The organism is Rhizobium sp. NLR16a (assembly GCF_017948245.1).
Classification (GTDB): domain Bacteria; phylum Pseudomonadota; class Alphaproteobacteria; order Rhizobiales; family Rhizobiaceae; genus Rhizobium.
The window spans coordinates 1,285,654-1,310,838 of sequence record NZ_CP072865.1; the positions used below are offsets into that span (position 1 = coordinate 1,285,654).

26 protein-coding genes and 3 pseudogenes are annotated in these 25,185 nt (G+C 62.6%); 18 read left to right on the plus strand and 11 right to left on the minus strand.

Annotated features, from left to right (window positions below; all coding sequences use genetic code 11):
* The first annotated feature begins 12 nt into the window (after positions 1–12).
* The 4 genes from J7U39_RS06040 to J7U39_RS06055 all read left to right on the plus strand — a co-directional run bounded on the left by J7U39_RS06040 (position 13) and on the right by J7U39_RS06055 (position 1,893).
* A complete protein-coding gene (locus tag J7U39_RS06040) occupies positions 13–381 on the plus strand; it encodes a DUF4087 domain-containing protein (protein ID WP_210630925.1) in 369 nt (122 codons plus the stop codon).
* A gap of 131 nt (positions 382–512) precedes the next feature.
* Positions 513–1,073: an NADH-quinone oxidoreductase subunit B gene (locus tag J7U39_RS06045; protein WP_282615039.1), complete on the plus strand. Its 561-nt coding sequence runs from the start codon at positions 513–515 to the stop codon at positions 1,071–1,073.
* Between the two features lie 139 nt (positions 1,074–1,212).
* A complete protein-coding gene (locus J7U39_RS06050; protein ID WP_210630926.1) occupies positions 1,213–1,590 on the plus strand; it encodes a response regulator in 378 nt (125 codons plus the stop codon).
* Between the two features lie 48 nt (positions 1,591–1,638).
* Positions 1,639–1,893: a hypothetical protein gene (locus tag J7U39_RS06055; protein ID WP_210630927.1), complete on the plus strand. Its 255-nt coding sequence runs from the start codon at positions 1,639–1,641 to the stop codon at positions 1,891–1,893.
* Between the two features lie 30 nt (positions 1,894–1,923).
* On the opposite strand, the gene J7U39_RS06060 is transcribed toward J7U39_RS06055, so the two are convergent.
* A complete protein-coding gene (locus J7U39_RS06060; RefSeq protein WP_210631609.1) occupies positions 1,924–2,847 on the minus strand; it encodes a LysR family transcriptional regulator in 924 nt (307 codons plus the stop codon).
* Between the two features lie 100 nt (positions 2,848–2,947).
* Here J7U39_RS06060 and J7U39_RS06065 point away from each other — a divergent pair, with 100 nt between their 5' ends.
* The 4 genes from J7U39_RS06065 (at position 2,948) to J7U39_RS06080 (ending at position 7,948) form a co-directional block, all read left to right on the plus strand.
* On the plus strand, positions 2,948–3,829 hold the full coding sequence (locus tag J7U39_RS06065; RefSeq protein WP_210630928.1) for an NmrA/HSCARG family protein: 882 nt from the start codon (positions 2,948–2,950) through the stop codon (positions 3,827–3,829).
* Between the two features lie 151 nt (positions 3,830–3,980).
* Entirely contained in the window at positions 3,981–4,781 is an 801-nt protein-coding gene (locus J7U39_RS06070) for a class I SAM-dependent methyltransferase (RefSeq protein WP_210630929.1), read from the plus strand.
* 472 nt (positions 4,782–5,253) lie between these two features.
* On the plus strand, positions 5,254–6,765 hold the full coding sequence (locus J7U39_RS06075) for a DUF1800 domain-containing protein (protein ID WP_210630930.1): 1,512 nt from the start codon (positions 5,254–5,256) through the stop codon (positions 6,763–6,765).
* 10 nt (positions 6,766–6,775) lie between these two features.
* Positions 6,776–7,948 carry a DUF1501 domain-containing protein gene (locus tag J7U39_RS06080; RefSeq protein WP_210630931.1) on the plus strand — a complete coding sequence of 391 codons (1,173 nt, stop codon included), beginning with the start codon at positions 6,776–6,778 and terminating at the stop codon, positions 7,946–7,948.
* A 211-nt stretch (positions 7,949–8,159) separates the two neighbouring features.
* Here J7U39_RS06080 and J7U39_RS06085 read toward each other — a convergent pair whose 3' ends face one another.
* Both J7U39_RS06085 and J7U39_RS06090 read right to left on the minus strand, forming a co-directional pair.
* Positions 8,160–8,747 (minus strand): hypothetical protein, encoded by a 588-nt coding sequence (locus J7U39_RS06085; protein WP_210630932.1) that lies wholly within the window; start codon positions 8,745–8,747, stop codon positions 8,160–8,162.
* Between the two features lie 18 nt (positions 8,748–8,765).
* Positions 8,766–9,152, minus strand: coding sequence for an acyl-CoA thioesterase (locus tag J7U39_RS06090; protein ID WP_064803309.1), 387 nt, complete (start codon positions 9,150–9,152; stop codon positions 8,766–8,768).
* Positions 9,153–9,425: 273 nt separating this feature from the next.
* Between J7U39_RS06090 and J7U39_RS06095 the strand changes: the two genes are divergently transcribed.
* From J7U39_RS06095 to J7U39_RS06105, 3 genes are all read left to right on the plus strand, one after another.
* Positions 9,426–11,246 carry a methyl-accepting chemotaxis protein gene (locus tag J7U39_RS06095; RefSeq protein ID WP_210630933.1) on the plus strand — a complete coding sequence of 607 codons (1,821 nt, stop codon included), beginning with the start codon at positions 9,426–9,428 and terminating at the stop codon, positions 11,244–11,246.
* 151 nt (positions 11,247–11,397) lie between these two features.
* Positions 11,398–12,744: an extensin family protein gene (locus J7U39_RS06100; RefSeq protein WP_210630934.1), complete on the plus strand. Its 1,347-nt coding sequence runs from the start codon at positions 11,398–11,400 to the stop codon at positions 12,742–12,744.
* Between the two features lie 115 nt (positions 12,745–12,859).
* Positions 12,860–13,207: a CAP-Gly domain protein gene (locus tag J7U39_RS06105; RefSeq protein WP_210630935.1), complete on the plus strand. Its 348-nt coding sequence runs from the start codon at positions 12,860–12,862 to the stop codon at positions 13,205–13,207.
* A 77-nt stretch (positions 13,208–13,284) separates the two neighbouring features.
* On the opposite strand, the pseudogene J7U39_RS31715 reads toward J7U39_RS06105, so the two are convergent.
* A pseudogene (locus tag J7U39_RS31715) lies at positions 13,285–13,594 on the minus strand (DNA mismatch repair protein MutT).
* A gap of 97 nt (positions 13,595–13,691) precedes the next feature.
* Positions 13,692–13,883 (minus strand): SIP domain-containing protein, encoded by a 192-nt coding sequence (locus J7U39_RS31720; RefSeq protein WP_349239623.1) that lies wholly within the window; start codon positions 13,881–13,883, stop codon positions 13,692–13,694.
* A 29-nt stretch (positions 13,884–13,912) separates the two neighbouring features.
* Here J7U39_RS31720 and J7U39_RS06110 point away from each other — a divergent pair, with 29 nt between their 5' ends.
* Together J7U39_RS06110 and J7U39_RS06115 are read left to right on the plus strand one after the other, a co-directional pair.
* Complete coding sequence (locus tag J7U39_RS06110) at positions 13,913–14,872, plus strand: acetylxylan esterase (RefSeq protein ID WP_210630936.1); 960 nt, start codon at positions 13,913–13,915, stop codon at positions 14,870–14,872.
* Positions 14,869–15,595: pseudogene (locus tag J7U39_RS06115) on the plus strand (alpha/beta hydrolase-fold protein). Before J7U39_RS06110 ends, J7U39_RS06115 begins: the two are co-directional and overlap by 4 nt.
* Before the next feature lie 48 nt (positions 15,596–15,643).
* Here the strand turns inward: J7U39_RS06115 and J7U39_RS06120 are convergent.
* Positions 15,644–16,069 (minus strand): type II toxin-antitoxin system VapC family toxin, encoded by a 426-nt coding sequence (locus J7U39_RS06120; protein ID WP_210630937.1) that lies wholly within the window; start codon positions 16,067–16,069, stop codon positions 15,644–15,646.
* Positions 16,066–16,267, minus strand: a pseudogene (locus J7U39_RS06125) (plasmid stability protein stbC). The gene J7U39_RS06120 and the pseudogene J7U39_RS06125 overlap by 4 nt, the downstream one beginning before the upstream one ends.
* 360 nt (positions 16,268–16,627) lie before the next feature.
* Here J7U39_RS06125 and J7U39_RS06130 point away from each other — a divergent pair.
* The 5 genes from J7U39_RS06130 to J7U39_RS06150 all read left to right on the plus strand — a co-directional run bounded on the left by J7U39_RS06130 (position 16,628) and on the right by J7U39_RS06150 (position 23,055).
* Positions 16,628–18,073: an MFS transporter gene (locus tag J7U39_RS06130; protein WP_210630938.1), complete on the plus strand. Its 1,446-nt coding sequence runs from the start codon at positions 16,628–16,630 to the stop codon at positions 18,071–18,073.
* A 127-nt stretch (positions 18,074–18,200) separates the two neighbouring features.
* Positions 18,201–19,265: a histidine kinase dimerization/phosphoacceptor domain -containing protein gene (locus J7U39_RS06135; protein WP_210630939.1), complete on the plus strand. Its 1,065-nt coding sequence runs from the start codon at positions 18,201–18,203 to the stop codon at positions 19,263–19,265.
* A 201-nt stretch (positions 19,266–19,466) separates the two neighbouring features.
* The gene (locus J7U39_RS06140; RefSeq protein ID WP_210630940.1) at positions 19,467–20,018 is read left to right on the plus strand and encodes a DUF924 family protein; all 552 of its coding nucleotides are present in this window, start codon (positions 19,467–19,469) and stop codon (positions 20,016–20,018) included.
* A 135-nt stretch (positions 20,019–20,153) separates the two neighbouring features.
* A complete protein-coding gene (locus J7U39_RS06145; RefSeq protein ID WP_210630941.1) occupies positions 20,154–22,676 on the plus strand; it encodes a mechanosensitive ion channel family protein in 2,523 nt (840 codons plus the stop codon).
* 112 nt (positions 22,677–22,788) lie between these two features.
* Positions 22,789–23,055 carry a hypothetical protein gene (locus J7U39_RS06150; protein ID WP_210630942.1) on the plus strand — a complete coding sequence of 89 codons (267 nt, stop codon included), beginning with the start codon at positions 22,789–22,791 and terminating at the stop codon, positions 23,053–23,055.
* Between the two features lie 27 nt (positions 23,056–23,082).
* On the opposite strand, the gene arsC is transcribed toward J7U39_RS06150, so the two are convergent.
* Genes arsC through J7U39_RS06170 form a run of 4 tightly spaced genes read right to left on the minus strand, consistent with a single transcriptional unit; the run spans position 23,083 to position 25,080 of the window.
* Positions 23,083–23,505, minus strand: a complete 423-nt coding sequence (gene arsC, locus J7U39_RS06155) for an arsenate reductase (glutaredoxin) (RefSeq protein ID WP_210630943.1) — start codon at positions 23,503–23,505, stop codon at positions 23,083–23,085.
* Positions 23,502–24,197, minus strand: coding sequence for an MIP/aquaporin family protein (locus J7U39_RS06160; RefSeq protein WP_210630944.1), 696 nt, complete (start codon positions 24,195–24,197; stop codon positions 23,502–23,504). The genes arsC and J7U39_RS06160 overlap by 4 nt, the downstream gene beginning before the upstream one ends.
* Positions 24,197–24,727 (minus strand): arsenate reductase ArsC, encoded by a 531-nt coding sequence (locus J7U39_RS06165; RefSeq protein ID WP_210630945.1) that lies wholly within the window; start codon positions 24,725–24,727, stop codon positions 24,197–24,199. Before J7U39_RS06165 ends, J7U39_RS06160 begins: the two co-directional genes overlap by 1 nt.
* Positions 24,724–25,080, minus strand: a complete 357-nt coding sequence (locus J7U39_RS06170) for a metalloregulator ArsR/SmtB family transcription factor (RefSeq protein ID WP_210630946.1) — start codon at positions 25,078–25,080, stop codon at positions 24,724–24,726. Before J7U39_RS06170 ends, J7U39_RS06165 begins: the two co-directional genes overlap by 4 nt.
* Positions 25,081–25,185: the final 105 nt, after the last annotated feature.

Here is a 25,185-nt window from a genome sequence, read left to right on the forward strand (position 1 = left end):
TTGGAGGGGCCGATGACCAGATTGCATGCGCTTGTTCTAATGGTGCTTCTCGCGCCCGCCGCGGCGCATGCCGAACGCCGCTGCGGCTGGCTGGACAATCCCTCGATGGCCAAATGGTTGCTCATGGACGCCGGCGGCGGCTGGACCATCATGGACAATGGCAGCGGCTACAAGGCGGCCGAGGGAATGGACAAGATCCCCGACCTGACGGCCGGCGAATTTGTCTACACCTATGCCGCGCATGGTTATGCCTGCGCCTGCATGGATGTTGACACGGACGGTGAGGAGGGGATCACCCGTATTCACTCCGTGCGGCAATTGCCGCTCTCGCGATGCCGCAACGACGCCGCGATCCGCGGGTTCCTCGATAAGGATCAGTGATCCCGGCTGCCGGTGCCGGCGTCGGACTTCCGAAAAACATAGGAAGCAAATGTTCGCTATTGTACCGGGGCGGATGCGGCAGAAACTTTGGCGTCTCCGCTTCGCTGGAGGTCGGCTCAGAGGAGAAGACGGTGCCGCCCTTTACGCAACCGCACCCGACTCCAGGCAATTTCCGGTTTCCCGGTGAACAGCGGCAGGGCGACCCGATGATGGGAAAGATCAATGCCGAGCTTGCCGACAAGGGTTTTCTCGTTACCAGCACCGACGAACTCATCACCTGGGCGCGCACCGGCTCACTGATGTGGATGACCTTCGGTCTTGCCTGCGGCGCCATCGAGATGATGCAGATGTCCATGCCGCGCTACGATATCGAGCGCTTCGGCGTCGCCCCGCGCGCAAGCCCAAGGCAGTCGGACCTGATGATCGTGGCAGGTACGCTGTGCAACAAGATGGCGCCGGCGCTGCGCAAGGTTTATGACCAGATGCCGGAACCGCGCTATGTCATCTCCATGGGCTCCTGCGCCAATGGCGGCGGCTATTACCATTATTCCTACTCCGTCGTGCGCGGCTGCGACCGGGTGGTGCCGGTCGACATCTATGTTCCCGGCTGCCCGCCGACGGCCGAAGCGTTGCTCTACGGCATCCTGCTCCTGCAGCGGAAGATCCGGCGCAACGGCAGCACCGAGCGGTAGCTCGCGATGGCCTTACGGGATTGCTTACCATTTTCCGCACGCCCATCCTTCGCTGCGGAAACTTTCGAGCGGGAGTTGCGTTAGGACGGTGACCGGGGATGTATCTACCGGCGAGCCTGCCATGGGAGGAGGATGATCCATGAAAGTCATGATCGTTGAAGACGAGGGTTTTATTGCCCTGGAACTCGAACGTATCGCGCAGGATGCCGGGCACCAGACGGTCGGGCCGGTTTCGACCATTGAGCAGGCTCTCGCTTATGCTCCGAAAAGCGATCTCGCACTCGTCGATCTCAGTCTCGCCGACGGGGTCAGCGGCGCGCAGCTCGCACGCCGGCTGATCGACCGCTACGGCGTCGACGTTATCTTCGTGACCGGCAGTCCGGAAAGCGTCGGAAACGGCATTGAGGGCGCGCTCGATGTGATCGCCAAACCTTTCACCGACGAGAGGATCACCGGCGCACTGGCGAGGGCGCAGGCGTTGCGCAGAGACTACGAAGGCAGAAACGCTGTTTTCTGAGTGAGCAAAGTTGTATTCTTCCGTTACCATTATCACCGGGAGGCCAGGATGAAGCACGCGCTCTTTGTCGTTTTCTTCGCCCTTACCGCGTGCGCCAGCACCGCCGGCGGACCGCAGCCTCTTCCGGATAGTCTCACCTATGGCGGAAAACTAGTGCGTTCACCTTATCGTCCGGGAACGGTGGTCCAGCACACTTTTCTCGGCGCCTTCGGCTACCGCGTCTTCGAGACCTATGTCGTTCAGCCGGACGGAACGCTCAAGCTGACCTCGCAGACGACCGGGCCGGATTTCCTCTGGCGGTAAAACAGGCAGCATTTTCACCGAGGCCAGGGCTTATTGCGATATGATCGCCGGCGCATTCAATGCGCCATAGCCGACGTTGAGCCGATCGATTGCCAATTGGACGAATGCCTTGACCAGCGGCGACAGGTGCTGACTGCTGGGATAGACGACATGCAGGCCGCCGGCTGGGGTCGTGTAGCCGTCGAGGACGCGTTGCAAACGGCCGTCGGCAATACAGGCTGCGGCGGCGCCGTGCGGCAGTTGCGCGATGCCGTAGCCGGCGATCGCGGCGGCCATGACCGCCTGCATCTCGTTGGCGGCGAAGCGTCCCGATACCGCTACGGTTTCCCGAATGTTCGCGCCCTCCAGCACCCAGTGCGCATTGGCCGCCGACGGACCGGCGATGACGCAATCGTGGCTGGCGAGGTCCGCCGGCCGATCCGGTGCGCCGCAGCGCGCGAGATAGTCGGGGCTGGCACAGAGAATCCGGTAGGTCGAGCCGAGCTTGCGGGCGATCAGCGTCGAATCCTCCATAATGCCGGTGCGGAAGGCGAGGTCGATGCCGTTCTCGATGAGGTTGAGCCGGTCGTCGGACAGGTGCAACTCCACCCTGGTTTTCGGGTAAGTCGCCAGGAAATCGAACATGGTGGCGGAGAGGAAATGACCGCTGAAGCCGACGGACGCGGAGATCCGGATCGTGCCGGCGGGCTCGGTCCGCGCCTCGGCCAGCCGAAGGTTCGCCTGCTCGAGGGTGCGAAGCGCCTCACTGCTCTCCTCGTAATAGAGGCGTCCCGCATCCGTCAGCCTGAGGCTGCGGGTGGTCCGCTGCAGGAGCCGTACACCGAACTCGCGCTCGAGCGCGGCGATACGACGGCTGACCGTCGTCTTTGGCATGGCAAGCAGGCGGGCGGCGGCGGTGAAGCTGCCGGCCTCGACCACGCGGGCGAAGACGACGATATCGTTGAGATCGAGCATTGTATTCACCAGTGGCACGATGTTTCTCATTCTTAGGCTATTATGGTTCAATGCGGCAAGCCTTACCTCTGGCTCATCGCCAACCACAAGGAGCAGAGACATGAGCAAGGAAAGAAGTGTACTGGTAACGGGCGCGACCGGACAGCAGGGCGGCGCGGTCGCACGCGCATTGCTGGCGCGGGGCCACCGCGTCAGGGCGATCTGCCGGAATCCGGAGAGCGACAGCGCCAGCCGCCTGGCCGCGGCGGGAGTCGAAGTCGTCGCCGGTGATCTCGACGATGCCGGGTCGGTGACGCAGGCTGCGAGCGGCGTGGATACGATGTTCCTGATGGGCAATAGCTACGAGGCGGGGACGGATGCGGAAACCCGCCAGGGCATCACCGCCGCGAATGCGGCGAAGGCTGCCGGTATCGGGCACTTGATTTATTCCTCCGTCGCTGACGCCGATAGAAAGACCGGCATTCCGCATTTCGACAGCAAGTTTCTGGTCGAGCAGCATATTGCCGGGCTCGGCGTTCCCTACACGATCAGCGCGCCCGTCGCCTTCATGGAAAACACCGTGGCGCCCTGGGCTCTCGACGGGCTGCGCCAGGGCGTCTACGCCGCGGCCCTGCCGTCCGGGCGCGTGCTGCAGCAGATCTGCCTTGCCGATATCGGCGCCTTCGTCGCGGCCTTGGCCGAACGGCGCGAACGGGTGTTCGGCAGGCGTTTCGACATCGCCGGCGACGAATTGTCCGGCGAGGAGCAGGTGAAGATCCTATCGGAAGTGCTCGGCCGCCCGATCGGCTATCAGGAATTGCCGATTGCCGCGATGCGGCAGCAGAGCGAGGATGCGGCGCGGATGTACGAATGGTTCGATCGCACCGGCTACGACGCCGACATCGCCTTCCTTCGCCGCGATTTTCCTGATGTCGGCTGGCACCGTTATGCCGATTGGGCACGCGGGTTTGATTGGAGCGTTCTGGATAAAGCTGGCGGCTGACGCGCTCCACGGCGGTTGACGGGTGGCAGATCCTCGGCGCAGGGCCGAGGATGCGGGAGAAGGAGGTCCGGCGGACCGACAGCGATTATCCGCTTGCGGCCGCCGATGGCGCGTTCATAATCAGCCATCGTCCTTGGGGGAGGAGGCTTTCATGCCGTCGAGTTTTCATGTCGAAAGTGCGGATGGGTACGAGCGGCTGATGGGCCGCTGGAGCCGGAAGCTGGCGCCGATGCTCATCGATTTTGCCGGGCTGGCGGATGGCGATCGCGTGCTCGACGTCGGCTGCGGCACCGGCAGCCTGGCGTTTACGCTTGCGCAAACGCCAGGCCTGCGGGAGATCGCCGCCATCGATTATTCTCCTGTCTTCGTCGAGGCGGCGAAACGGGCCAATACCGATCCACGCATATCGATCCAACAGGCGGATGCCTGCTCCTTGCCTTTCGAGGACGGCTGTTTCGACAGGGCGATGTCGCTGCTGATGCTGCATTTCGTGCCGGAGGCCGGCAAGGCGGTGGCCGAGATGGCCCGCGTCGTCCGCCCCGGCGGCGTGGTCGCCGCCGCCGTCTGGGACCATTACGGCGGTATGTCGAATATGCGAATGCTGTGGGATACGGCCGTCATGCTCGACGAGGACGCGCTGCCGCTGCGCCGCCGATATTGTTTCCAGCCGATGATGCGGCCGGGGGAAATGAAACAGACCTTCATCGCGCAAGGCCTTTCCGATGTCGAAGAAACCTCGCTCCTGGTGCGGATGGATTATCTTTCCTTCGACGATTATTGGCAGCCGATCGCGGCCGGCGAAGGGCCGCTCGGCAGGTACGTTGCGGGGCTCGAGCCGGACAAGAAAAAGGCCGTCGACGCCGCCATTCGGGCCGCCTATGAGGCCGGCGAGCCGGATGGGCCGCGATCGTTTGCTTCGGTGGCGTGGGCGTGCCGGGGCAGGGTGGCTTGAGACGGTCGGGCGGATGCGTCTGTTACGATGAAGAGGCGCAAGGGCATGCGCCAGCGCTCAAGAGCCTCATCCGCAGGTGCCTCGAAGGACGAGGCGGGTGTTGCGGCGGCGAAAAGTTGCAAAAAGCAAGGTTGAGGCGCGTGCTTCGAGTTCCGCCCTCGGGCCGCACACCTCAGCACGAGGAAAGCTGGAGGATGCCGCCAAAGGCCCGAGAGAGCCTCATCGTGAGGGGCGTTGGCGGGAGCCGCGTTCGAAAGTGCTCGCTGAATGAAATGCCAGAGCCGTCGGCGGGTTGAAACTGAAGCCGCCTACGGCAGTACATCGGAGCATCCTTCATTTTCCGCGCATGAAACCTGAGCGTTTTCAGTAGATTACAAATCGTCCATGTCGTGATATCGCCGCATTTCCTACAGATTCCCGTCGCAATCGGCTGTCAGCCTGTCACCATCAAGTGATCAGGAGGTGATCGGGCATGAGCCTCTCTTTCCCGACGATGGCGGCGATCCGTTTCGGTTATGGTTTCCGGCCGGGCGAGGTGGCGCCGCAAAGCAAGGACGAGCTGATCGGGCAATTGTCCAAAGGCGCGGCGGCAACGCCGGATTTTCCGCTCGGCGGCCCCGATATGCGTCACCGGGCGATCCTCAGCCTGCAGGCGCAGCTGAAGCAGATCCGCGAAGATGCCAAGACGGTCACCGACGATCCGACGCGGCGCGAGATGCGCAAGGCTGTGCAGCGCCAGGCGCAGCAACAATTCCAGCACGATGCAAACCTGCGGCTGATGCAGGCGGTGCTGTCGCCCTACGGCTTTTACGAGCGGCTTTCGACCTTCTGGACCGATCATTTCTCCACCAGCGCCAACAAGAGCCTGCCGATGCGCCTTATCGTGCCGCTCTACGAGGCCGAGGCAATCCGGCCGTTCATTTCGGGCAGGTTCGGCAATCTCCTGCGCAGCGCCACCGCTCATCCCGCCATGCTGATCTACCTCGACCAGGCGGATTCGCTCGGGCCGGATTCGGCGGGCGGCGTCAAGCGCAACAAGGGGCTGAACGAAAATCTCGGACGCGAACTCCTGGAACTGCACACGCTCGGGGCCGGCAGCGGCTATACCCAGGCGGATGTTACCGCCGCGGCCATGGTGCTGACGGGCCTCACCATCGACCGCAAGGAGATGGATATCGCCTTTCGGCCGACCATTTCGGAGCCCGGCACGCATGAGGTGCTCGGCGTCAGTTATGGCGGGCGCCGGCGCTCGCGCGAAGATTATCTCGACATGCTCGATGACCTCTCGGTCCATCCGAAGACGGCGGCGCATATCAGCCACAAGCTCGCGGTGCATTTCGTCTCCGACCAGCCAGACGAGGGGATGGTCTCTGACATGGCGGCGGCTTGGAGAAAGACAGATGGCGATCTCACCGCCGTCTACACCGCCATGCTCGACCATCCGGCCGCCTGGCAAAACGAGGGCGCCAAGGCGCGTCAGCCATTCGATTTTATCGTTGCCGGCCTGAGGGCGCTGAATGCGGGGCCGGTCAACGGCGTCGTCGGCAGCTTCCTGGCAGCCAATCAGCAGGGAACGGATGAGGGCGATATGGCTGCCAATACGCCCGGCATGGCGGGAGCGCCAGTGACGACGGACCCCGCCGGAGAGGCGAGGGACAAGCGGCTCAAGGCCTTTCGGGCGGCGCGGGCGTTGGGGCAGGGGGCGCTGAAGCGCATGGGCCAGCCGACCTGGCTGCCGCCGAGCCCTGCCGGTTTCGAGGAAGGCTTTTCCGCCTGGATCAGCGGCAGCCAGCTCGCCGAGCGCCTGGCCTGGGCAAGGCGGGCCGCGGCGCAGTTCGGCCGCGACGAGGATCCGCGCGAGTTCCTGAGATCGACGCTTGCCGATGCCGCCCGCGACGAGACGATCCGCGTGGTATCGCAGGCGCCGAACAAGATCAGCGGTTTGACGCTGGTGCTGGCATCGCCGGAATTCAACCGCCGATAGGAGGCTCTCAATGAACCGGATTTTGCTTTCCCGCCGCGGCTTTCTGACATCGGCCTGCTGTATTGCCGCCGCCCCCCTCTTCACGCCGGTCACCTTTGCGGCGATGCCGGGCGATAATCGTTTCGTCACCATCGTCCTGCGCGGCGCAATGGACGGACTCGACCTGGTGCAGCCTTACGGCGATGCCGGCTTTGCTGCGCTCAGGCCGACCCTGGCGCTGACGCCGGACAGCGGACTTCTCGATCTTGATGGGCATTTCGGCCTCAATCCCGCCGCCGCCGACCTGATGCCGCTCTGGAAGAGCCGAGAACTCGCCTTCGTCCATGCGGTGTCGACGCCCTATCGCGACCAGCGCAGCCATTTCGACGGGCAGGACATGCTTGAGTCTGGCGGCGAACATGTCGCCGAGGAAAAGACTGGCTGGCTGAACCGGGCGCTCGCCGTCATCCCGCGGTCGGATGCGCGCAAGGCGATCGACGTCAACACGTCGACGGAACTGATCCTCTCCGGGCCGAACAATGTCGACGTCTGGGCGTCGGATTCCAATCTGGCGCCGGCGCGTGACGAGATGCAGTTCCTGGCGCGGCTTTATGCCGGTGATCCGCCCTTCGCCCAGGCGCTTGCCGAGGCGACGCGAGCCGACAGCGCGGCGATGATGGTCGAGCCGGACGGCGAGCGCGGCGAAAAGATCGGCGACGTCGCGGCGCTCGCGGCCAACATGCTGAAGGGCGACTACCGCATCGCCAGCTTCTCGATCACCGGCTGGGACACCCATATCGGCCAGGCCGGCCAGTTCAAGCGGCCGGCCGGGGATCTCGCCCAGGCGATCAACACGCTGAAGGTGACGCTGGGCTCGGAGATCTGGTCAAAGACGGTGGTACTCGCCATGACCGAATTCGGGCGTACCGTCCGACAGAACGGCTCCGCCGGCACCGACCACGGAACCGGCGGCTGCGCCGTACTTGCCGGCGGCGCGATCGACGGCGGCCGTATCCTCGGCCGCTGGCCCGGGCTCGGCGACGGGCTACTGCTCGACGACCGCGACCTGATGCCGACCGCCGACGTGCGCGAGGTGGCGGCGGCGATGCTTTACCGGCAGTTCGATGTCGGCGTGGATGATCTGACGGGGAAGATATTTCCCGGGCTGGGGTTTGATAGGGGGTCGCAGTTTTTGAAGGTGTGAGAGGTGGTTTCGCATAGCGGGATCGATCGGCCGGTGAACCAATTGCAGGGCCGGACGCTCTGAGGGAGGTGATGCGTCGGGCGGCCGCCTGCTCTTGCCTGTGCTTCGCCAAGGGAGCAAGCCGCTGCCCGGCCCTTCGCTTTAGGCTCAGGGCGTTCGTCGCTGCAATCGGTTCACTGGATCGATTGCTCGGGCCGCGCCCGATCGCTCCTCACCCCAACACATCGTAAAGTCTGAAGATGAAGCTCACCTGGTAGAGCAGGTTGGCGATGACGAAGATGGTGTGGAAGCGGCGGTTCGCGGTCCAGGCGGCGATGGCGCAGAGCAGGATGTAGACGATATTGCGGGCGGGATATTCCCAGCCGAGCGAGAGGATACGCTCCGGACCTTTGATCGCCGTATCGAGGATATCGACGGCGTAGATCAGGCCGAGGATGCCGAAGAACCATTTGCGCCGTGAAATGAAATATTCCTCGTAGCCGCCATATTCCTCGAGGCTCGCCGGGAAGAGCAGGGCGCAGAGCAGGAAGAACAGGCTGCAGAAGCAGACGAGGAAGAGATAGATGCCGAAGCCGATGGCGGGCACGGCCTGCAGGCGATATTCCCACCACCAGATATGGATGATGAAGAGGAACAGCGACAGCGCCCAGCCGAGGTGAATTGGATAAACCTTCGCCTTGGCCGGATGCTGGACGATGCCGGCAACGCCAGTGAGCAGCCTTGCAAGCGAAAGGCTGATGACCATGCCCATCACCACCTTGATATGAAGGAAGACTTCCGGCGAGCTGACCGTTTCCATCGTGTCGATCCCGGCCTGTCACTCCTCGGGGACTTGCTTGGGCTTGCCCTCTTCGTCGAGCGCCACCATGATGAAGGTGGCGGCGGTGACCTTTTCCATCTTGGCATAACGCGAGCGGTGCGCCCACGCTTCGACGATCAGCGTAATCGATGTGCGCCCGACGCGGTCGATATCGGTATAGACCGACAGCGTATCGCCGATCTTGACCGGCAGTTCGAAGGCCATCTCCTTGACGGCGGCGGTGACGACGCGGCCCTTGGCGCGCTCGGCGGCACGAATACCGGAGGCAAGGTCCATCTGCGCCATGACCCAGCCGCCGAAAATATCGCCGGCCGGATTGGCATCGCCCGGCATGGCGAGCGTGCGCAGCGTCAGTTCGCCTCTCGGCTTGGCGGCATCGGTCATGGAAGGTTCCCTCAGGCTGGGTGTTACGATTCTGCAGCCACGTTAGGCGAACTCGTTGTGTCGACCAATCCCTTTCGGTGCCAGCGAAGGCGGCGGTGCAAATATCGCGACCGTCACCGAGCTGAAATCTCAATCGATTTCAGCTAGTTGAATTTTACAACCGACACTTCAGCTTGCGTTATTTAATTATCTTCTAATAAAACTTTACGCTCCAGTAATTGAGGTGGTTCACAATGAAAGCGGTCTCATATCCAAGAATCGCCGGGAACCCTCATGCGTAACGTCAAGATTTCCACCCGTCTTTACTGCCTCGTCGGCTTCACGCTTGCCGTGCTTGCGGCGACGATGGTCTTCTTTCTGAACTTTTCCTATTCCGAGCTGGAAGCGGAGCGGAAGGCGGGGCTGGAGAAGATGGAGGCCACGGCGCTCGGCATCTTCGACAAATATTACAAGATGGAACAGGCGGGCACGATGACCCGCGAGCAGGCGCAGGCGGCCGCCAAGGACGTGATCGGCGCCATGCGCTACGGCGCCGACGGCTATTTCTGGATCAACGACATGCGCCCCGCCATGGTGATGCACCCGATCAAACCGCAACTGAACGGCACCGATATCTCCCAGATGAAGGACCCGACCGGCAAGTTCCTGTTCGTCGAGTTCGTCAACAAGGTGAAGAAGGACGGCAAGGGCTTCGTTGATTATTACTGGCCGAAGCCGGGCGCCGATGAGCCGGTGCTGAAATATTCCTATGTCGCCGGTTTCGAACCCTGGGGCTGGATCGTCGGCACCGGCGTCTATGCCGATGACCTGGCGGCGCTCTATCGCCAAAATGCGATCTGGGCGGCAGTGCTCTGCCTGCTTGGTGCGGCCGCCACCATTGCGATCGCCTATGCCATCGTCCGCAGTGTAACGGCGCCGATTGCCCGGCTGAAGACGGCGATGAACGCGATTGCTGCCGAGGAAGCATCCGTCGAGATCGCCGGCAGCGAGTGCCGCGACGAGGTGGGACAAATGGCCAAAGTGCTGCTGGTGCTGCGTGACTCCGTCGACGAACGCAGGGCGCTACGCGGCCGTGAAGACGAGCGGCAGCGGCAGATCGAGGACGAGCGCCGCGGCAACGAAGCGAGCCTGCGCTCGGCTTCCGAGCGGCAAAACCGCGCCATGCAGGCGCTCGGCGTCGGCCTGGAGAAGCTTGCAAGCGGCGACCTCACCGTTGCAATCGGCGACATCGGTGAGGACTACGCCAAGCTCAGGAATGATTTCAACGCGGCCGTCGATGCGCTGAACGGCGTCATTCACGCGATTTCCGAATCAAGCCGGGTAGTCAACGACAGCGCATCCGACATCAGTGAGGCGACCGGTAACCTGTCGAAGCGCACCGAGCAGCAGGCGGCCGCACTCGAAGAAACGGCGGCAGCGCTCGACGAAATCACCGCGACGGTCAAGACCGCGTCCGAGCGGGCGAACGAGGCGCGCGAGATGGTGGCCGAAACCAAGGCGAGCGCCGGCCGCTCCGGCGACATCGTCCGCAACGCCGTGACCGCGATGGGCCGGATCGAGGAATCCTCCAGCCGCATTAACCAGATCATCTCTGTCATCGACGAGATCGCCTTCCAGACGAATCTGCTGGCGCTGAACGCCGGCGTCGAGGCTGCGCGGGCCGGCGAGGCTGGCCGCGGCTTCGCTGTCGTCGCCCAGGAAGTGCGCGAACTTGCGCAGCGTTCCGCCAATGCGGCCAAGGAGATCAAGGAACTGATCAGCCGCTCGGCTGCGGAAGTCGAAGGCGGGGTTGCGCTGGTGCGCTCGACAGGTGACGCGCTGCTGGAGATCGAGGCACTGGTCAACCAGGTGAACGATCATGTCGCCTCGATCGCGACGGCGGCGCGCGAGCAGTCTACGGGCCTCAACGAGATCAACAGCTCCGTCAATCACATGGACCAGATGACGCAGCAGAACGCTGCGATGGTCGAGGAGACGACGGCGGCCAGCCGCACGCTCGCCGACGAAAGCACGCAGCTGAAGACGCTGCTTTCGAATTTCCGCCTGCGCGAGGCGGGGCGGCGGGCCGAGACCCGATACACACGGGCAGCGTGAGAAACAGCAGAAATCAAAGGCCGGGCGACCGGCCTTTTTCATTTCCACCGCCTTCAGATTGTGCCGGTAAGTTTTCATTCACCGTTTTTAATTAAAATTGGACCGAGTTTTTTCGGTCACTCTGCGGCCGGCCCATGGAAGCGATAAGAGTATGGCGTTTGTTTCCTTTCCGCGGCGAGCCTTCCTGCCCGTTCTGCTCTCGGCGGCGCTGACCACCTGTTCGATCAGCGACGGGCTGGTGCCACCGGCCAATGTCGACAACGGCACCCGGGTCAGTTCGATTTCACCGTCTCGCGGTGCAGCGCGTATGGCGCCCGCCGTGCGTATGGCGCGGGCGGAGCGCCTTGCGCCTGCGGAAACTCAAGCCTCATATCCCGTTTCCGGCGGGCCTGTCGGCAGCAGCCAGGGCTCGGTCGATTATCTCGATACGCCGAACCTTGCCGGCACCGGGCACGCGGCGCAGGCGCCGCGGACGCTGACGGCGCCGGAATCCCAGAGCCGAAAGCTGCCGATGATCGACAGCGATGAGGCGCTGGCGGCAGGCCAGCCGAACGGCAACTGGGGCGGCACGCAGAACCTTGCTGTCCCGTCCGGCGGTGTCAACATGGACGAGGAGCTCGGGGCCGAACCGGTCGTCGGGCTGGCGCAGGAACAACAGCAGCAGATCGCCGAGGGCAACGCCAGCGAACCTGTCGTCGACGGCATCGGCAGCGACAACCCGGCTCAGATCAATCAGCCAGTGCGCCGGCCGGCGCCGCGGGCAATGCCGCAGCCGGCAGCCCAGGCTGAGATGAGCCGAGCCCCCGCCTGGAATGACGGCAGCCCTGTCTTGGAACCGACCCGCGTTCCCGAAGAGGACGAGAGCGAAGAAGTTGCGATGCTCCGGCCGAACAACCCGATGATGAGCCAGCCCGCAGCGCCGGTCGACCCGAGCGTCATGCCGGCTTCCGAGCTCGCCTGCCGGCGCGAACTGAAGCGTATGGGTGTGCTTTTCGACGAGAAGCCGCCGATCTCGCAGGGACCAGCCTGCCAGGTGCCCTATCCGGTGTCGTTGAAGGGGCTTTCCGGCAATATCGGCGTGAAGCCGGCCGTGACGCTGAACTGCCAGGTGACGCTTGCCTTCGCCAAGTGGGTGAAGAACGAGCTGGCGCCGTCGGCCCGCTACCGCTACTGGAGCGGCATCAGGACGATCCAGCCGCTCGGCGGCTATTCCTGCCGCCGCATGAACAACAGCCGGCAGAGATATAATCCGATGTCGGAACACGCCCGCGGCAATGCCATCGACGTCGGCAAGTTCGTGCTGAAGAACGGCCACGCGATCGACGTGCGTAAGAAGGGCCTGTTCTCCTATCGCGAGGGCCGGCTCTTGAAGGCGGTGCGCAGCGACAGCTGCCGCTATTTCAATACGGTGCTCGGACCGGGCAGCAACCCGGAACACTGGAACCACTTCCATTTCGATCTGCGCTCCCGCAAGAGCGGCAAGGTCTATTGCGACTAGGCGAGGGCGCGGCTGCAGCCGCGGCAATTAGGCCCTGTCCCAAGAAAAGGGTTCATCCCGGCCGCCGGACGCGCTATGGACCGGCGAGGCGGATTGCTATTGGAAAGTCTGATCCATGAGCTATGAATTCCATGTCGGCCAGAAGGTCGTCTGCATCAATGATACCTTCAAGCATGTCAGCATCGACCAGCTCATCCGCAAGGGCGAGATCTATACGATCCGCTGGGTCGGCGAATATACCCATTATGTCGATGGCACCTTCATCGGCGTGAAGCTTGCGGAAATCCATCGCGGCAATGATGACGGACCGGAGGGCTATGGTGCCGCCGATATGCCCTATCGCGCGACGCGCTTCCGGCCGCTGATGAAGGACAAGATCGCATCACTGCGCAAGCTTTTGGCGCCGACACCGGATGCGCCGGCGGAGCCGAAAGAAAAGACCAGAAAGAAAGAGAAGGTCTGAGCGCGGTTGTGTCAGCCCGTCTTCAGGCTGAGTGACAGCCCGGTTTGCCTGCTGAGCTCGAGAACGCCATCGCGCGCTCAATCTTTGCTGTTCCCCTGGATGGACAGACTCATAAGGATTTTACTGAGCTCAGGCAAAGCCAGCTCCGTTTCGCATTTGATTTCGGCGGCGCTAAACCATTTCAGCTTGGGGGCAGCCTCGCCACCGATCGATGCGATAGATATGGAACCTGGCGGATGTGGCGGATTGGCCTTGCCATCCGAACTTTGTCACAAATTGGCCGCCGGGAAGGCTCCAACGATCCGGATGCTGCCTGCGCCCGGGACTTCGCCTTGCGAGGAGAACGCTTCCATTCTCGATGAGGGCGCCCATCGCGATCTCAGGCATGTCGTCTTCTCCTTTATGTCGGCAAATGCCGGCGAGCCCGCGCTTTTTCCCGGCCGTCTTCCCGTGAGAGGGTGGCGGCCGGGTCGGCTGTTCCGGCCTAACCAAATTTCTCAGTCGCATCGGCGTTACCCTGTACCCAATAGCCGGATGCCTTGATCCAGGCGAGTGGGTAGCCCCGCTCCAGCAGATGGGCGCGAATGGTACGTGTCGTCGAAGCTTCCGCCGCGATCCGGTGGTGTTGTGGCGATGCTGATGGTCGCCCCGAGTAAGTACGCGGCAAAACTTGCATGGCCTGCCTGTTCGCGGGACAAAGCTCGAATGAGCATTCCCAAAAAACATCCCTTTGCCTTCGATCCGACCTACGGCATGCGGCTTCAGGAGCTTCTCGCAGTCGAGCCGCCGGAGGAGCCCGACGGCTTCGACTCATTCTGGGAGGCGCGGTACCGGAGGGCGCTGACGGTCGATCCGCGGCCGATGCTTTCGCGCAGCCCGCTCAGCCATCCGGATTGGCATGTGCTCGATCTCGTCTATCGCTCGACCGGTGATTTCAGGATCGGCGGCTGGCTGCTGCTGCCGCGTGAGGGGCAAGTGAAGCGCGGCCTCGTCGTCGGGCATGGTTACGGCGGGCGGGATCAGCCTGATTTCGATCTGCCGGTCAGAGAAACGGCGCTGATCCTTCCCTGCTGCCGTGGATTGTCGCTGAGCAGCCATCCGCCGATCTCTCAGAATCCGTCCTGGCATGTGTTGCACGATATCGACAATCGGGACTCCTATATCATCGGCGGCTGCGTCGAGGATATCTGGCTTGCCGTCTCCACACTTGTCGCGTTCTATCCTTGGCTCTTTGGCCATATCGGCTATAGCGGCATCAGCTTCGGCGGCGGTGTCGGGGCGATGGCGATCGCTTATGACGGGCGCATCGACCGCGGCCATCTGGCGCTGCCGAGCTTCGGCCACCAGCCGCTGCGGCTGAAGCTGCCGAGCGTCGGCAGCGCGCAAGGGGTGCAGGATTATCAGGCGGAACATCACAACGTGCTGGAGACGCTGCGCTTCTACGATGCGGCGACGGCGGCGCGGCGGATCGATGTGCCGATGCTGACGGCAGTGGCGCTTTTCGATCCCGCCGTCGCGCCGCCCTGCCAGTTCGCTGTCGCAAATGCGATACGGAAATATAATGAAATCTTCATCCTGGACGCCGGTCATTTCGATTACCCTGGAAGCGCAGAGCAAGAGGCGGTTCTCCGCGATAAGATCGGACAGTTCTTCAGGGTGACATGAACCGCGAATATCTCAGCTGGTATAGTCCGCGCCTGCATCGGGAGATGGAGATGTTGGTGTTCGGCCATGCCGGCGCCAAGGTGTTGGTGTTTCCGACGCGGGAAGGACGCTTCTTCGAATATGAACAGCTCGGCTTGATCGGAAGCCTTGCCGATAAGCTCTCCGCCGGCCATCTCCAGCTCTACTGCATCGAGGGACTGGCGGCCGACAGCCTCTACGGCTTCCACCATCATCCGGCCGAGCGCATCCGCCGGCATGCGGCGCTGGAGGATTATATCCTCCACGAGGTGCTGCCGCTGATGGCGGCGAAAAACCCGCATGATTGCACCGTCGTGCATGGATGTAGCCTCGGCGCCTTCCAGGCGGCGAGCCTTGTCTTCCGCCACCCGCATCTCTTCCGTAAGCTCGTCGCCTTTTCTGGGCGCTACGACCTGACGATGAAGGTGGACGTGTTCGGCGACCTGTTCGACGGCTATTATGACAACAGCATCTATTTCCACACGCCGACGCATTTTCTGCCCGGCCTCGGCGCCGACTGACGGCTCGAGCGGCTGCGCGAGATCGAGATCGCTGACCATCGGCGATGCCGATCCCTTCCTCGACAACAACCGCTATTTCAGCCGGCTCCTCGGCGAGAAGAACATCCGCCATCAACTGCATGTTTGGGACGGCCGCGCCCACCGCGCCGGCGCCTGGCGAAAGATGGCGCCACTCTACATCTGACCCCTGTGAGCCCGTCCGCTTTTTTCGCTCTGCCGGTCGCGGGAGATGTCAGCCGCGGTCCTCCCATGGATTGATCATGGGGATGCCGGCGGCTTCAAAGGGGCCGGCGTCGCGTGTGGCCACCACGAGGCCGTGTGCGGCGGCTGTGGCGGCGATGTAGTCGTCGACCTTGCCGTTTGCTTTGCCTGCGGGCTTGGCTTGCGCCATCAGGGCGGCATAGGCTTGTGCGGCGCCGAGGTCGAAGGGCAGCACGCGCCCCTCGAACAACGGCAGCACGTCGCCCTCCAGCCGGTCATGCAGAGTGGTGCGGCGCTTGCCGGCGGGCATGGCCGCAATGCCGAAACGCAGCTCAGCGACTGTGACGGCCGAGAGATAGAGGGTTTCGATAGCTTGGGCGTCTATCCACGCCAGCACACGCGGATCGGGCGTGAGCTTCCATGGTTCCGAAATCATGTTGGTATCGATGAGGATCATTCAAACCTCATCGGATCTGCCGGCGTCTTGTCGCGCAACTGGTCGAACAGTTCCGCCTCGGCATCGGTCAGCTCCGCTTCGCGAGCGATGGATGCCAGCAACGAACCGAGCTTCACCCGCTCGGGGGGGGCGGACGGCCGTCTCAAGAATGTCTCGAATTTCCGCCTCGGTGCTGCGGCCATGCGTGGCCGCCCGAATACGAAGCGCGCAAGGTCTCGCAGCTGAAACCTACGCCGATCCCTCAAATTTCGTTTGCAGGGCGTACCGCTACGGTGAAATCTGGCCTCGCTGGCGGATGGGCAGCAGGATATGGACCTCGACGTCGCTCCTGTTTTCCCGGGAGCGGATCAAACTTGGGCCTCGCTTCGGCGGGGCTTTTTTCTTGGCTAGGGCGGGGGAATATTCCCGCCCAGTGCTAGATTTAGCCTTTCCGGCGTGATGCAACGGGCGTATTCAGCCAATGTGTGGTTCACATCCACGCTCCCCGCGCGGCAGATCTCCGATCGGCTTCCTTCCCGCTCGCCTGTCGCGTCATCCGGAATTTTCATTGGCAGCTTCATGACAACGGTAGAGACGAGCGAGAACGGGCAAGAGGTGGCAACTGGCCGTCAGGCGAAGATCGTGGCTCTGGTCGTTGCCGTTTCCTTCTTCATGCAGATACTCGACGGCACCATCGTCGCCACCTCGCTGCCGCAGATGGCGGCAAGCTTCGGCGTGCAGCCGGTGTCGATGAGCATCGGCATCACCGTCTACATGCTGACGATGGCGGCCTTCATTCCATTGTCAGGCTGGCTCGGTGACCGCTTCGGCGCGCGCCGCGTCTTCCTGGTGTCGATCGGCGTCTTCACCGGCGCTTCGCTGTTCTGCGGGCTCTCCGGCAGCCTCACGGAATTCGTGCTGTGGCGTGCGCTGCAGGGGGCGGGCAGCGCGCTGATGACGCCGGTCGGTCGCATCATCGTGCTGAAAAACGCCCGCAAGTCTGAACTCGTGCAGGCAATCGCGCTGATCACCTGGCCGGCGCTGACGGCGCCCGTGGTCGGGCCCGTACTCGGCGGCTTCATCACCACCTATGCCAGTTGGCATTGGAATTTCCTGATCAACATCCCGATCGGCATCATTGGTATGGGGCTGGTGCTGCGCTTCGTGCCCGAACAGCGCGAGGCCAATCCCGGCCGGCTGGATATTCTCGGCTTTATCCTGAGCGCGGCCGGACTGACCCTGTTGCTCGCGGCCTTGGAGCTTTCGGTCAAATGGGAAGGCGGGCTTTGGCCCGTCATCTCATTGCTGGCGGCGGGCATGATGCTCTCTGTCATGGCGACGCGGCATTTCCTCGCCGTCGACAATCCGCTGCTCGACCTCTCGGCCTTCCGCGTCCAGACCTTCTCGATGTCGACGCTTTCGGCGGGCACGGCATGCCGGACGGCGATCAATGCGACGCCTTTCCTGCTGCCCCTTCTGTTCCAGCTTGGCTTCGGGCTGAGCTCGATTGCCGCCGGCACCTATCTGCTCGTCTATTTTCTCGGCAATTTCAGCATGAAGGCGGTGACGACGCCGCTCTTACGCTTCTTCGGCTTCCGCACCGTACTCGGGCTCAATGGGCTGATCGCGGCCCTTTCAATCGTTGCCTGCGGTTTCCTGACGCCTGACACGCCGCCGTTTTTCATGCATGCGCTGCTCTTTCTCGCCGGCCTGTCGCGGTCGATGGAGTTCACGGCGCTGAACACGCTCGCCTTTGCCGACATCGGCCCGGCGCAGCGAAGCTCGGCCTCGACGCTGTCGAGCATGCTGCAGCAGATGTCGATGCTGCTCGGCGTTGCGGTGGCCGCCGCCGTGCTCAACATTTCCTCTGCTCTCAGGGGTGCGGCCAATCCCGTCTTGGCCGATTTCCGCTGGGCCTTCGTCGTGATTGGCGCGATCGGCATCGTCTCGTCGCTGCGTTTCCTGCAATTGCCGAAGGAGGCTGGCGCCGAAGTCTCCGGCCACCGGAAATTCCAGAAGAGCTAACCACCTGCGACATGAGCGAGGGATCAGCGATGTTTACCTCAGGCGGTCAATGCAATACGACAGTGCCCATGCCGACGACTCGGACCCTTGCGGCCGTCGTTGCTTAGAGAGAACGCCGGGAGACCGAATGAGCAATTCTAGCGGCGATGCGGATGGCCTGATCCACATCCTCTATATCGACGACGACGAAGGGCTCGCCCTCCTGATGCAGAAGAACCTTGCGCGGCGCGGCTTTTCGGTCGAGTGGGCGCAGAATGGTGCTGCCGGCCTTGCGCGGATCGCCGAGGGCAGCATCGACGCCGTCGTGCTCGATCATCTCCTGAGCGGCGAGACCGGACTCGACATTCTGCCCTGCATCACGTCCGTGCCGGATCATCCGCCGGTCATTTATGCAACGGGGTCGGATGACACCAGCATCGCGGTCGCGGCGCTGAAGGCGGGCGCCGATGACTACATGCTGAAGGGGATTTCGGCCGATTATTTCGACCTGCTCGCCGCCGCCCTCGAACAGGCGCTGGAGCGGGCGCGCTTCCGCCGCGAGACGGCGCAGGCGCAGGAGGTGATCCGCCAGCAGCGCGACCATGCCGAGTTGCTGCTTGCCGAAGTCAATCACCGCATCGCCAACAGCCTCGGCCTGGTCGGCGCGCTGATCCGCATGCAATCTTCCATGACCAGGGACCAGGTGGCGATCGACGCGCTGCACGAGACGCAGATGCGCATCAACGCCATCGCCAGCGTGCATCGCCGGCTCTACACCAACCGGCAGGTCGGCTCGGTGCAGGTGGATGAATATCTGAACAGCCTGCTGACCGAACTCGAAGCTTCGATGCGCGACGACAAGCGGCCGCACCGTATCGTGCTGACCGCAAAACCGGTCAATCTGGCGACTGACAAGGTGATCACGCTCGGGTTGATCGTCAGTGAACTCGTCACCAATGCTTTCAAATATGCCTATCCCGAGAGCGTCTCGGGCGAGATCCGCGTTTTTGTCGACCAGACGGACGGAGAATTGCACGTCATCGTCGAGGATGATGGAGCGGGGTTCGATCCAGAGGGCTCAGCCAGGGGAACGGGGCTCGGAACACGCATTTTGACGGCGATGGCCGCGAGCTTGAAATCGGATTTCGCTTACGACCCCAGGCATGAAGGGACGAGGGCGATGCTAGTGTTCTCGTTGCATGAGGAGAAGTAGGTAGAGGTGGAAGGTCACGATGAAGGGTGTGCCCGCGGCCCCCTCATCCGCCTGCCGGCACCTTCTCCCCGAGGGGAGAAGAGATTCGCGGCAACGTCTCGACTCCCTCTTCTACCCAACGGGAGAAGGTGCCCCCTTGTCCTATTTTTACAAGAGCTTGCCGGCATAACATCATGAAACCTAACGCGACGGGAGGAAAGCATGACAACGATCCGTACACCTCGCGAAGTCTACGATTTCTGGTTCGTTCGATGCGGCCGCGAGCTATGGTTTCGCCCGCCGCCGGAACTCGATGTCGAGATCCGTGATATATTCCGCGATACGCATCTGGCGCTTGCCGCAGGCGTCGGCGACGAATGGCGGGCCGATCCGATGAGCCGGCTGGCGGCCGTCATCGTGCTCGATCAGTTTCCCCGCAACATCTATCGCGGCACTGGGCTTGCCGTTGCTACCGACGGGCTGGCGCTTCGGGAAGCCAAGCTTGCGCTTGCGGCCGGCGCCGACCAGGCGGTGGAACATGCATGCCGGACCTTCTTCTATCTGCCCTTCGAACATGCCGAGAACCTCGATGAGCAGGCGCGTTCGGTGGCACTGTTCACCGCGCTTGGCGACGAGGAATATCTCGATTATGCGATCCGCCACCATGAGATAATCGCCGCCTACGGGCGCTTTCCTCACCGCAATGCCATGCTCGGGCGGGAATCGACGGCAGCAGAACTCGACTATCTCTCCAAGCCTGGCGCGGGGTTCTGAGCTGTTTGGACGAACGTGCGCGGCATGGAACAGGCTCGGTGCAGGGCGCTTTAGGCATCTCCCGCCTTTCTGTCGCCTTTCTTTGCGATGAAAAGCGAGCATTCAATTTCGATGACAACCTTTCCGGAGGCCTTTTTGCGGCTGAGATCCATCCTGCTTCGCACCATTCTTCTCATGACGCTGGCGCTCGCCGGTGCGCATTTTGAGAGCGCAGCAGCCTTCGCGCAGGAACCGCAGCCGCAGGCGGCAGCAGAGACGCCGCCTGTCGATACGCCTTCCGCCCAGGCGGCGAAGGAGATCGAGAAGGCGAAGGTCCAGCTTGGTTCGCTGCAGGACAGCGTCAAGGAGAACGCCGATAATGACGATGCGCTGGTCGGGCTTGCGACCAAAGCCGACGAACTCAGCCGCGCCGTCATCACCATATCGGTCAACCTGAGGCCGCGTTTCGACCAGATCAAGAACCGGCTGACCGAGATCGGCGAGCCGCCGAAGGATGGGCAGCCGCCCGAGGCGCAGATCGTCACCGACGAGCGTAACGCGCTTGCCGCCGAGCGCGCGCAGATCAATGCGGTGACCGGTGACGCCGAAAACCTGTCGATCGCGGTGACGAAGCTCATGAACGAGATCATCGAGATGCGGCGGCAGCTTTTCGCCGATACGCTTTTCAGGCGCACCGAAATCTCGGTTTCCGTCCTTGACGATGCTGCGACTGCCTTCGTACGGGAGACTGGCGAATTTGCCACGGCGCTGTCGAGCTGGGCCACCTTCGTCTGGAAGTTCAAGCGCTTCCCGCTGTTCGCGGCGATCTTCCTGTCGCTCGCTTCGGCGCTCATTCTGCTTTCCGGCAGCTACCGACTGTTCGGCTCTTATCTGCGCCGGGACGAGGCGGTCGAGAACCCTTCTTATATCGGCCGGCTGTCGATCGCCTTCTGGTCGACGCTGATCCGCACGCTGGCGCTGGCGGTGCTGCTCGTCACCTCCTTCTTCTTCCTCAACAGTTTCAACGTGCTGCGGCCGGATATCGCGCCGGTCATCGGCGCGCTGTTCGGAACAATCGGACTCGTCTATTTTGTCGGTCGCTTCATCAATGCCATCTTTGCGCCGCACGAACCGCGCTGGCGGCTCGTCAAACTTTCCAACCTCGGCGCGCGCTCAATCGGTTATTGCCTGCTGGCGATGGCAGTCATCAACGGGCTCGACTATCTCTTCAGCAGCATCGGCGAAGCGATGGGCTCACCGCTGGTGCTGACGGTCGTCAGAAGTCTGATCGCCGCGCTCATCATCGGCATCATCCTGATCGCGGTCTCCTTCGGCAAGCCGATGTTGGCGAGAAGCGGCGATCCCGACGCGCCTGGCAGACATTGGCCGCGCGGCATGGCGATCATCCTGCGCGTCGTCGGTGCCGCTTTGATCGTTACGGCACTTGCCGGCTACGTCGGACTTGCCCGCTTCGTCGCCACGCAGCTCATCATCACCGGCGCAGTCGTCGCAACCATGTATGTCGGCCTGCTCTCCGGCAAGGCGATCTCGCGGCAGGAAAGCTTCGGCGACACCTTCTTCGCGCGCTTCCTGGCGCGGCGCTTCAACCTCGGGCCGGTGGCGATAGACCAGGTCGGCCTGCTCGTCGGCCTTGCCATGTATGCGGTGGCGCTGCTCGTCGGCATTCCGCTGATCCTGCTGCTCTGGGGCTTCCATGTACAGGATCTGCAGCTTATCGCCTTCCGGCTGTTCACTGAGGTCAAGCTCGGCGGCATCAGCATCTCGCTGCTCGGAATCTGCACCGGCGTCCTGCTCTTTGCCGGCGTCTACCTGCTGACGCGCTGGCTGCAGCGCTGGCTCGACGGCAATGTCATGGCGCGAAGCCATGTCGATCTCGGCGTGCGAAATTCGGTCAAGACAGGCATCGGTTATCTCGGCGTCGGCATTGCCGCGATCATCGGCGTTTCCGCCGCCGGCATCGATCTGTCGAGCTTCGCGCTTGTCGCCTCGGCGCTTTCGGTCGGTATCGGTTTCGGCCTGCAGAACATCGTCTCCAACTTCGTCTCCGGCCTGATCCTGCTGGTCGAGCGGCCGTTCAAGGTCGGCGATCACGTCGTCTCCGGTACGGCCGAAGGTATCGTCAAGCGGATCTCGGTGCGGGCCACCGAGATCGAGACTTTCCGCAAGCAGGCGATCATCGTGCCGAATTCGGAACTGATCAACGGCCTCGTCGGCAATTGGACGCATCGCAACAAGATCGGCCGTTCGGAAATCCCGGTCTCCGTCAGCTACGACGCCGATCCGCAGATGGTGATGGATATTCTCTTGGAGTTGACCGCGAAGATTCCGCTCGTCATGCGCAATCCCGAGCCGCATGTCGAATTCCTGCGCTTCGGCCCCTATTCGCTCGATTTCGAGCTTCGCTTCTTCCTCGCCGACATGGGCGACGGCCTGACGGTGCGCAACAATCTCCGGATCGAGATCCTCAAGCGCTTCAAGGCGGAAGGCATAGAAATCCCGCTGCCACAGAGCGACCTTACCATCCATCGGGAGGCTGCCCCCGTCTTTCCCAATGCGGTTAAGGAGCATACTGGCGGCGATGAGAATTCCAAGGATAGACCGGTGGAGGAAGAAGAGCGGCCGGTACGCCAACTGCGCGGGCGGGCAGCGGAGAGCTGAACAGCTTATTCAGCCATCATTCACAGGTCTATGTGCATGATCCCTTCCATCGGGATCGCTGCCGAGGGCAGCACCGATCTTTCGAGGGGAGGGCGCGTCAGCGCCGCCGCATATGATGGCAAGATTTGCCGCCGTTCTGCTTGTCCCGCTGCTTGCCGCGCCGGCGGTCAATGCGGCATCCATCACCAACACCGATCCAGCCGCCGTGGTGCTCATCATCACCGAGGGCGGCCAGCGCGTCGAAGTCGTGGTCGATGCCGGCGCTTCCGAAAGCCTCTGCTCCTCCGGCTGCTTCATGACGACACCCGACGGCGACCGGATCGGGCTCGATGGCGGCGAGACGATCGACATCATCAAAGGCTCGGCGGTCGTCAAATAGGGTTGCGGACCTGTCAGGCTGGACGGCTCAGATAATGCGCTTGCCCTCCGCATCCAGGACCTTCTCGCCGTCTTCCTTGGTGAAGGCACCCTTGTGCGTCTCCGGCAGGATTTCCAGGACCACCTCGGAAGGCCGCGACAGGCGTGTGCCAAGCGGTGTGATGACGAAGGGCCGGTTGATCAGGATCGGCTCCGCCAGCATGGCGTCGAGAAGCTGATCGTCGGTCAGATCAGGATTGTCGAGGCCGAGTTCGGCATAGAGCGTATCTTTGTCGCGAAGGGCCTGGCGCACGGTGAGGCCGGCATCGGCGATCATTCTTGCCAGTTCCTCACGCGATGGCGGGTTCCTCACATAGTCGATAATATCAGGTTCGATACCGGCGTTGCGGATGATCGCCAGCGTATTGCGCGACGTGCCGCACGCGGGATTGTGGTAGATGGTGACATTCATAGTTTTGCCTCTGACGATAGCGTTGACGAAGCGCCAGGCTGTAACAGCCAGGTGAACAGGAGAAGGGCTGCGACAGCACCGGATATTTCGGCGATCCAGAATCCGGGAAGATCGATTGGGCGGATGCCGGAGAAAGTGTCTGTCAGCGAGCGGGCCAAGGCGACCGCCGGATTGGCGAAGGAGGTCGAGGCGGTGAACCAATAGGCGGCGGTGATGTAGAGGCCGACCAGCCACGGCACCGCCTTCTGCTCGAACCTGATGCCGGCAAGGATGATGGCGACCAGACCGAAGGTCGCGACACCTTCGGAAAACCATTGCGCGTCGCCGGTGCGCACCTTGCTCGACAACTCGACGATCGGCAGGGCGAACATTAGATGAGCGATGACGGTTCCGACAATGCCGCCGACGATCTGCGCGGCGACATATCCAGAGAGATCGCGTTTCGCCAGCGTGCGCGACATGGCAAAGACGAGCGAGACGGCCGGATTGAAATGGGCGCCGGAGATGGGTCCGAGAACGGTGATCAGCACCACCAGCATGGCGCCGGTCGCCAGCGTGTTGCCGAGCAGGGCAAGTCCCGTATCCGCGGTCAGCGATGCCGCCATGATGGCGGATCCAACGACGGTTGCGACCAGCATGGCGGTGCCGAGGGCCTCTGCGACCAGCCGGCGCGGTAGATCGAACGACGCCATCAGCCGGCGCCCGCCGGTTTAGCGGTCGAGCCCTCCATCGCGCCGATCTGGCGCAGATGCTGCTCCAGCGCCAGCTTGTCGATCGACGACAAGGGCAGGCTGAGGAAGGCCATGATCCGGTTCTTGAGGAAGCGGGCGGCCTGCGCGAAGGCACGGCCCTTCTCGACCTCGCTGCCCTCGACGGCGGCCGGATCCTCGACGCCCCAGTGAGCGGTCATCGGATGGCCGATCCAGACAGGGCAGGCTTCACCGTGGGCGGTGTCGCAGACGGTGAAGATGAAATCCATCTCCGGTGCTTCAGGTTTGGCAAATTCGTCCCAGCTCTTCGAGCGAAAGCCGGCCGAGGGATAACCGAGTGCCGCAAGCTCCTTCAGCGCCAGAGGATTGACCTCGCCCCTCGGCTGGCTGCCGGCGGAATAGGCCTTGAATCGGCCCTTGCCCTCGGTCTTCAGAATGGATTCAGCCAAGATCGAGCGGGAAGAATTGGCGGTGCAGAGAAAGAGCACATTGTAAACGCGGTCTGTGGTCACTGCAGTTCCTCCTTGTTTGCAGGTGCGCAGCATGCGGCGACAGTGGCAGCGGGGGCGCAGATCTCTGCATTTGCGCTGCAGCAATCCTCCATTAGGAAGCGGATCAGGCCGCCGAGCGCTTCGTAATTGGCCGTGTAGATGATCGAGCGGGATTCGCGCTGTTGGCCAATAAGGCCGGCTCGTTCCAGCTCCTTCAAATGGAAGGAGATGTTGGACGGGGAAACCTCCGCCTTTACGGCGATGGCGCCTGCCGCCATTCCATCAGGACCCGATACGACAAGCATGCGAATGATGTGGAGGCGCGTTTCCTGTGAAAGCGCGCCAAATGCGGCGAGGGCTTGACGCTGATCCATATTTCAATAATCCTTGAATCATTGAAGCGATGATTAGCGCAAGTGAATGCCATCGACAACAGTAGAATTCAGGAGACCGATATCGATCTCGGTATGCTGCTCAGC

What these genes read in the sequence shown, in the direction of transcription:
- J7U39_RS06085 (WP_210630932.1), bottom strand. Translation starts at nt 8,747, where the DNA reads ATGGAAACGGTCAGCTCGCCGGAAGTCTTCCTTCATATCAAGGTGGTG.
- J7U39_RS06070 (WP_210630929.1), top strand. Translation starts at nt 3,981, where the DNA reads ATGCCGTCGAGTTTTCATGTCGAAAGTGCGGATGGGTACGAGCGGCTG.
- J7U39_RS06110 (WP_210630936.1), top strand. Translation starts at nt 13,913, where the DNA reads ATGAGCATTCCCAAAAAACATCCCTTTGCCTTCGATCCGACCTACGGC.
- J7U39_RS31720 (WP_349239623.1), bottom strand. Translation starts at nt 13,883, where the DNA reads ATGCAAGTTTTGCCGCGTACTTACTCGGGGCGACCATCAGCATCGCCA.
- J7U39_RS06065 (WP_210630928.1), top strand. Translation starts at nt 2,948, where the DNA reads ATGAGCAAGGAAAGAAGTGTACTGGTAACGGGCGCGACCGGACAGCAG.
- J7U39_RS06090 (WP_064803309.1), bottom strand. Translation starts at nt 9,152, where the DNA reads ATGACCGATGCCGCCAAGCCGAGAGGCGAACTGACGCTGCGCACGCTC.
- J7U39_RS06055 (WP_210630927.1), top strand. Translation starts at nt 1,639, where the DNA reads ATGAAGCACGCGCTCTTTGTCGTTTTCTTCGCCCTTACCGCGTGCGCC.
- J7U39_RS06160 (WP_210630944.1), bottom strand. Translation starts at nt 24,197, where the DNA reads ATGGCGTCGTTCGATCTACCGCGCCGGCTGGTCGCAGAGGCCCTCGGC.
- arsC (WP_210630943.1), bottom strand. Translation starts at nt 23,505, where the DNA reads ATGAATGTCACCATCTACCACAATCCCGCGTGCGGCACGTCGCGCAAT.
- J7U39_RS06150 (WP_210630942.1), top strand. Translation starts at nt 22,789, where the DNA reads ATGATGGCAAGATTTGCCGCCGTTCTGCTTGTCCCGCTGCTTGCCGCG.
- J7U39_RS06140 (WP_210630940.1), top strand. Translation starts at nt 19,467, where the DNA reads ATGACAACGATCCGTACACCTCGCGAAGTCTACGATTTCTGGTTCGTT.
- J7U39_RS06060 (WP_210631609.1), bottom strand. Translation starts at nt 2,847, where the DNA reads ATGCTCGATCTCAACGATATCGTCGTCTTCGCCCGCGTGGTCGAGGCC.
- J7U39_RS06135 (WP_210630939.1), top strand. Translation starts at nt 18,201, where the DNA reads ATGAGCAATTCTAGCGGCGATGCGGATGGCCTGATCCACATCCTCTAT.
- J7U39_RS06100 (WP_210630934.1), top strand. Translation starts at nt 11,398, where the DNA reads ATGGCGTTTGTTTCCTTTCCGCGGCGAGCCTTCCTGCCCGTTCTGCTC.
- J7U39_RS06095 (WP_210630933.1), top strand. Translation starts at nt 9,426, where the DNA reads ATGCGTAACGTCAAGATTTCCACCCGTCTTTACTGCCTCGTCGGCTTC.
- J7U39_RS06130 (WP_210630938.1), top strand. Translation starts at nt 16,628, where the DNA reads ATGACAACGGTAGAGACGAGCGAGAACGGGCAAGAGGTGGCAACTGGC.
- J7U39_RS06075 (WP_210630930.1), top strand. Translation starts at nt 5,254, where the DNA reads ATGAGCCTCTCTTTCCCGACGATGGCGGCGATCCGTTTCGGTTATGGT.
- J7U39_RS06040 (WP_210630925.1), top strand. Translation starts at nt 13, where the DNA reads ATGACCAGATTGCATGCGCTTGTTCTAATGGTGCTTCTCGCGCCCGCC.
- J7U39_RS06050 (WP_210630926.1), top strand. Translation starts at nt 1,213, where the DNA reads ATGAAAGTCATGATCGTTGAAGACGAGGGTTTTATTGCCCTGGAACTC.
- J7U39_RS06105 (WP_210630935.1), top strand. Translation starts at nt 12,860, where the DNA reads ATGAGCTATGAATTCCATGTCGGCCAGAAGGTCGTCTGCATCAATGAT.
- J7U39_RS06080 (WP_210630931.1), top strand. Translation starts at nt 6,776, where the DNA reads ATGAACCGGATTTTGCTTTCCCGCCGCGGCTTTCTGACATCGGCCTGC.
- J7U39_RS06120 (WP_210630937.1), bottom strand. Translation starts at nt 16,069, where the DNA reads ATGATCCTCATCGATACCAACATGATTTCGGAACCATGGAAGCTCACG.
- J7U39_RS06170 (WP_210630946.1), bottom strand. Translation starts at nt 25,080, where the DNA reads ATGGATCAGCGTCAAGCCCTCGCCGCATTTGGCGCGCTTTCACAGGAA.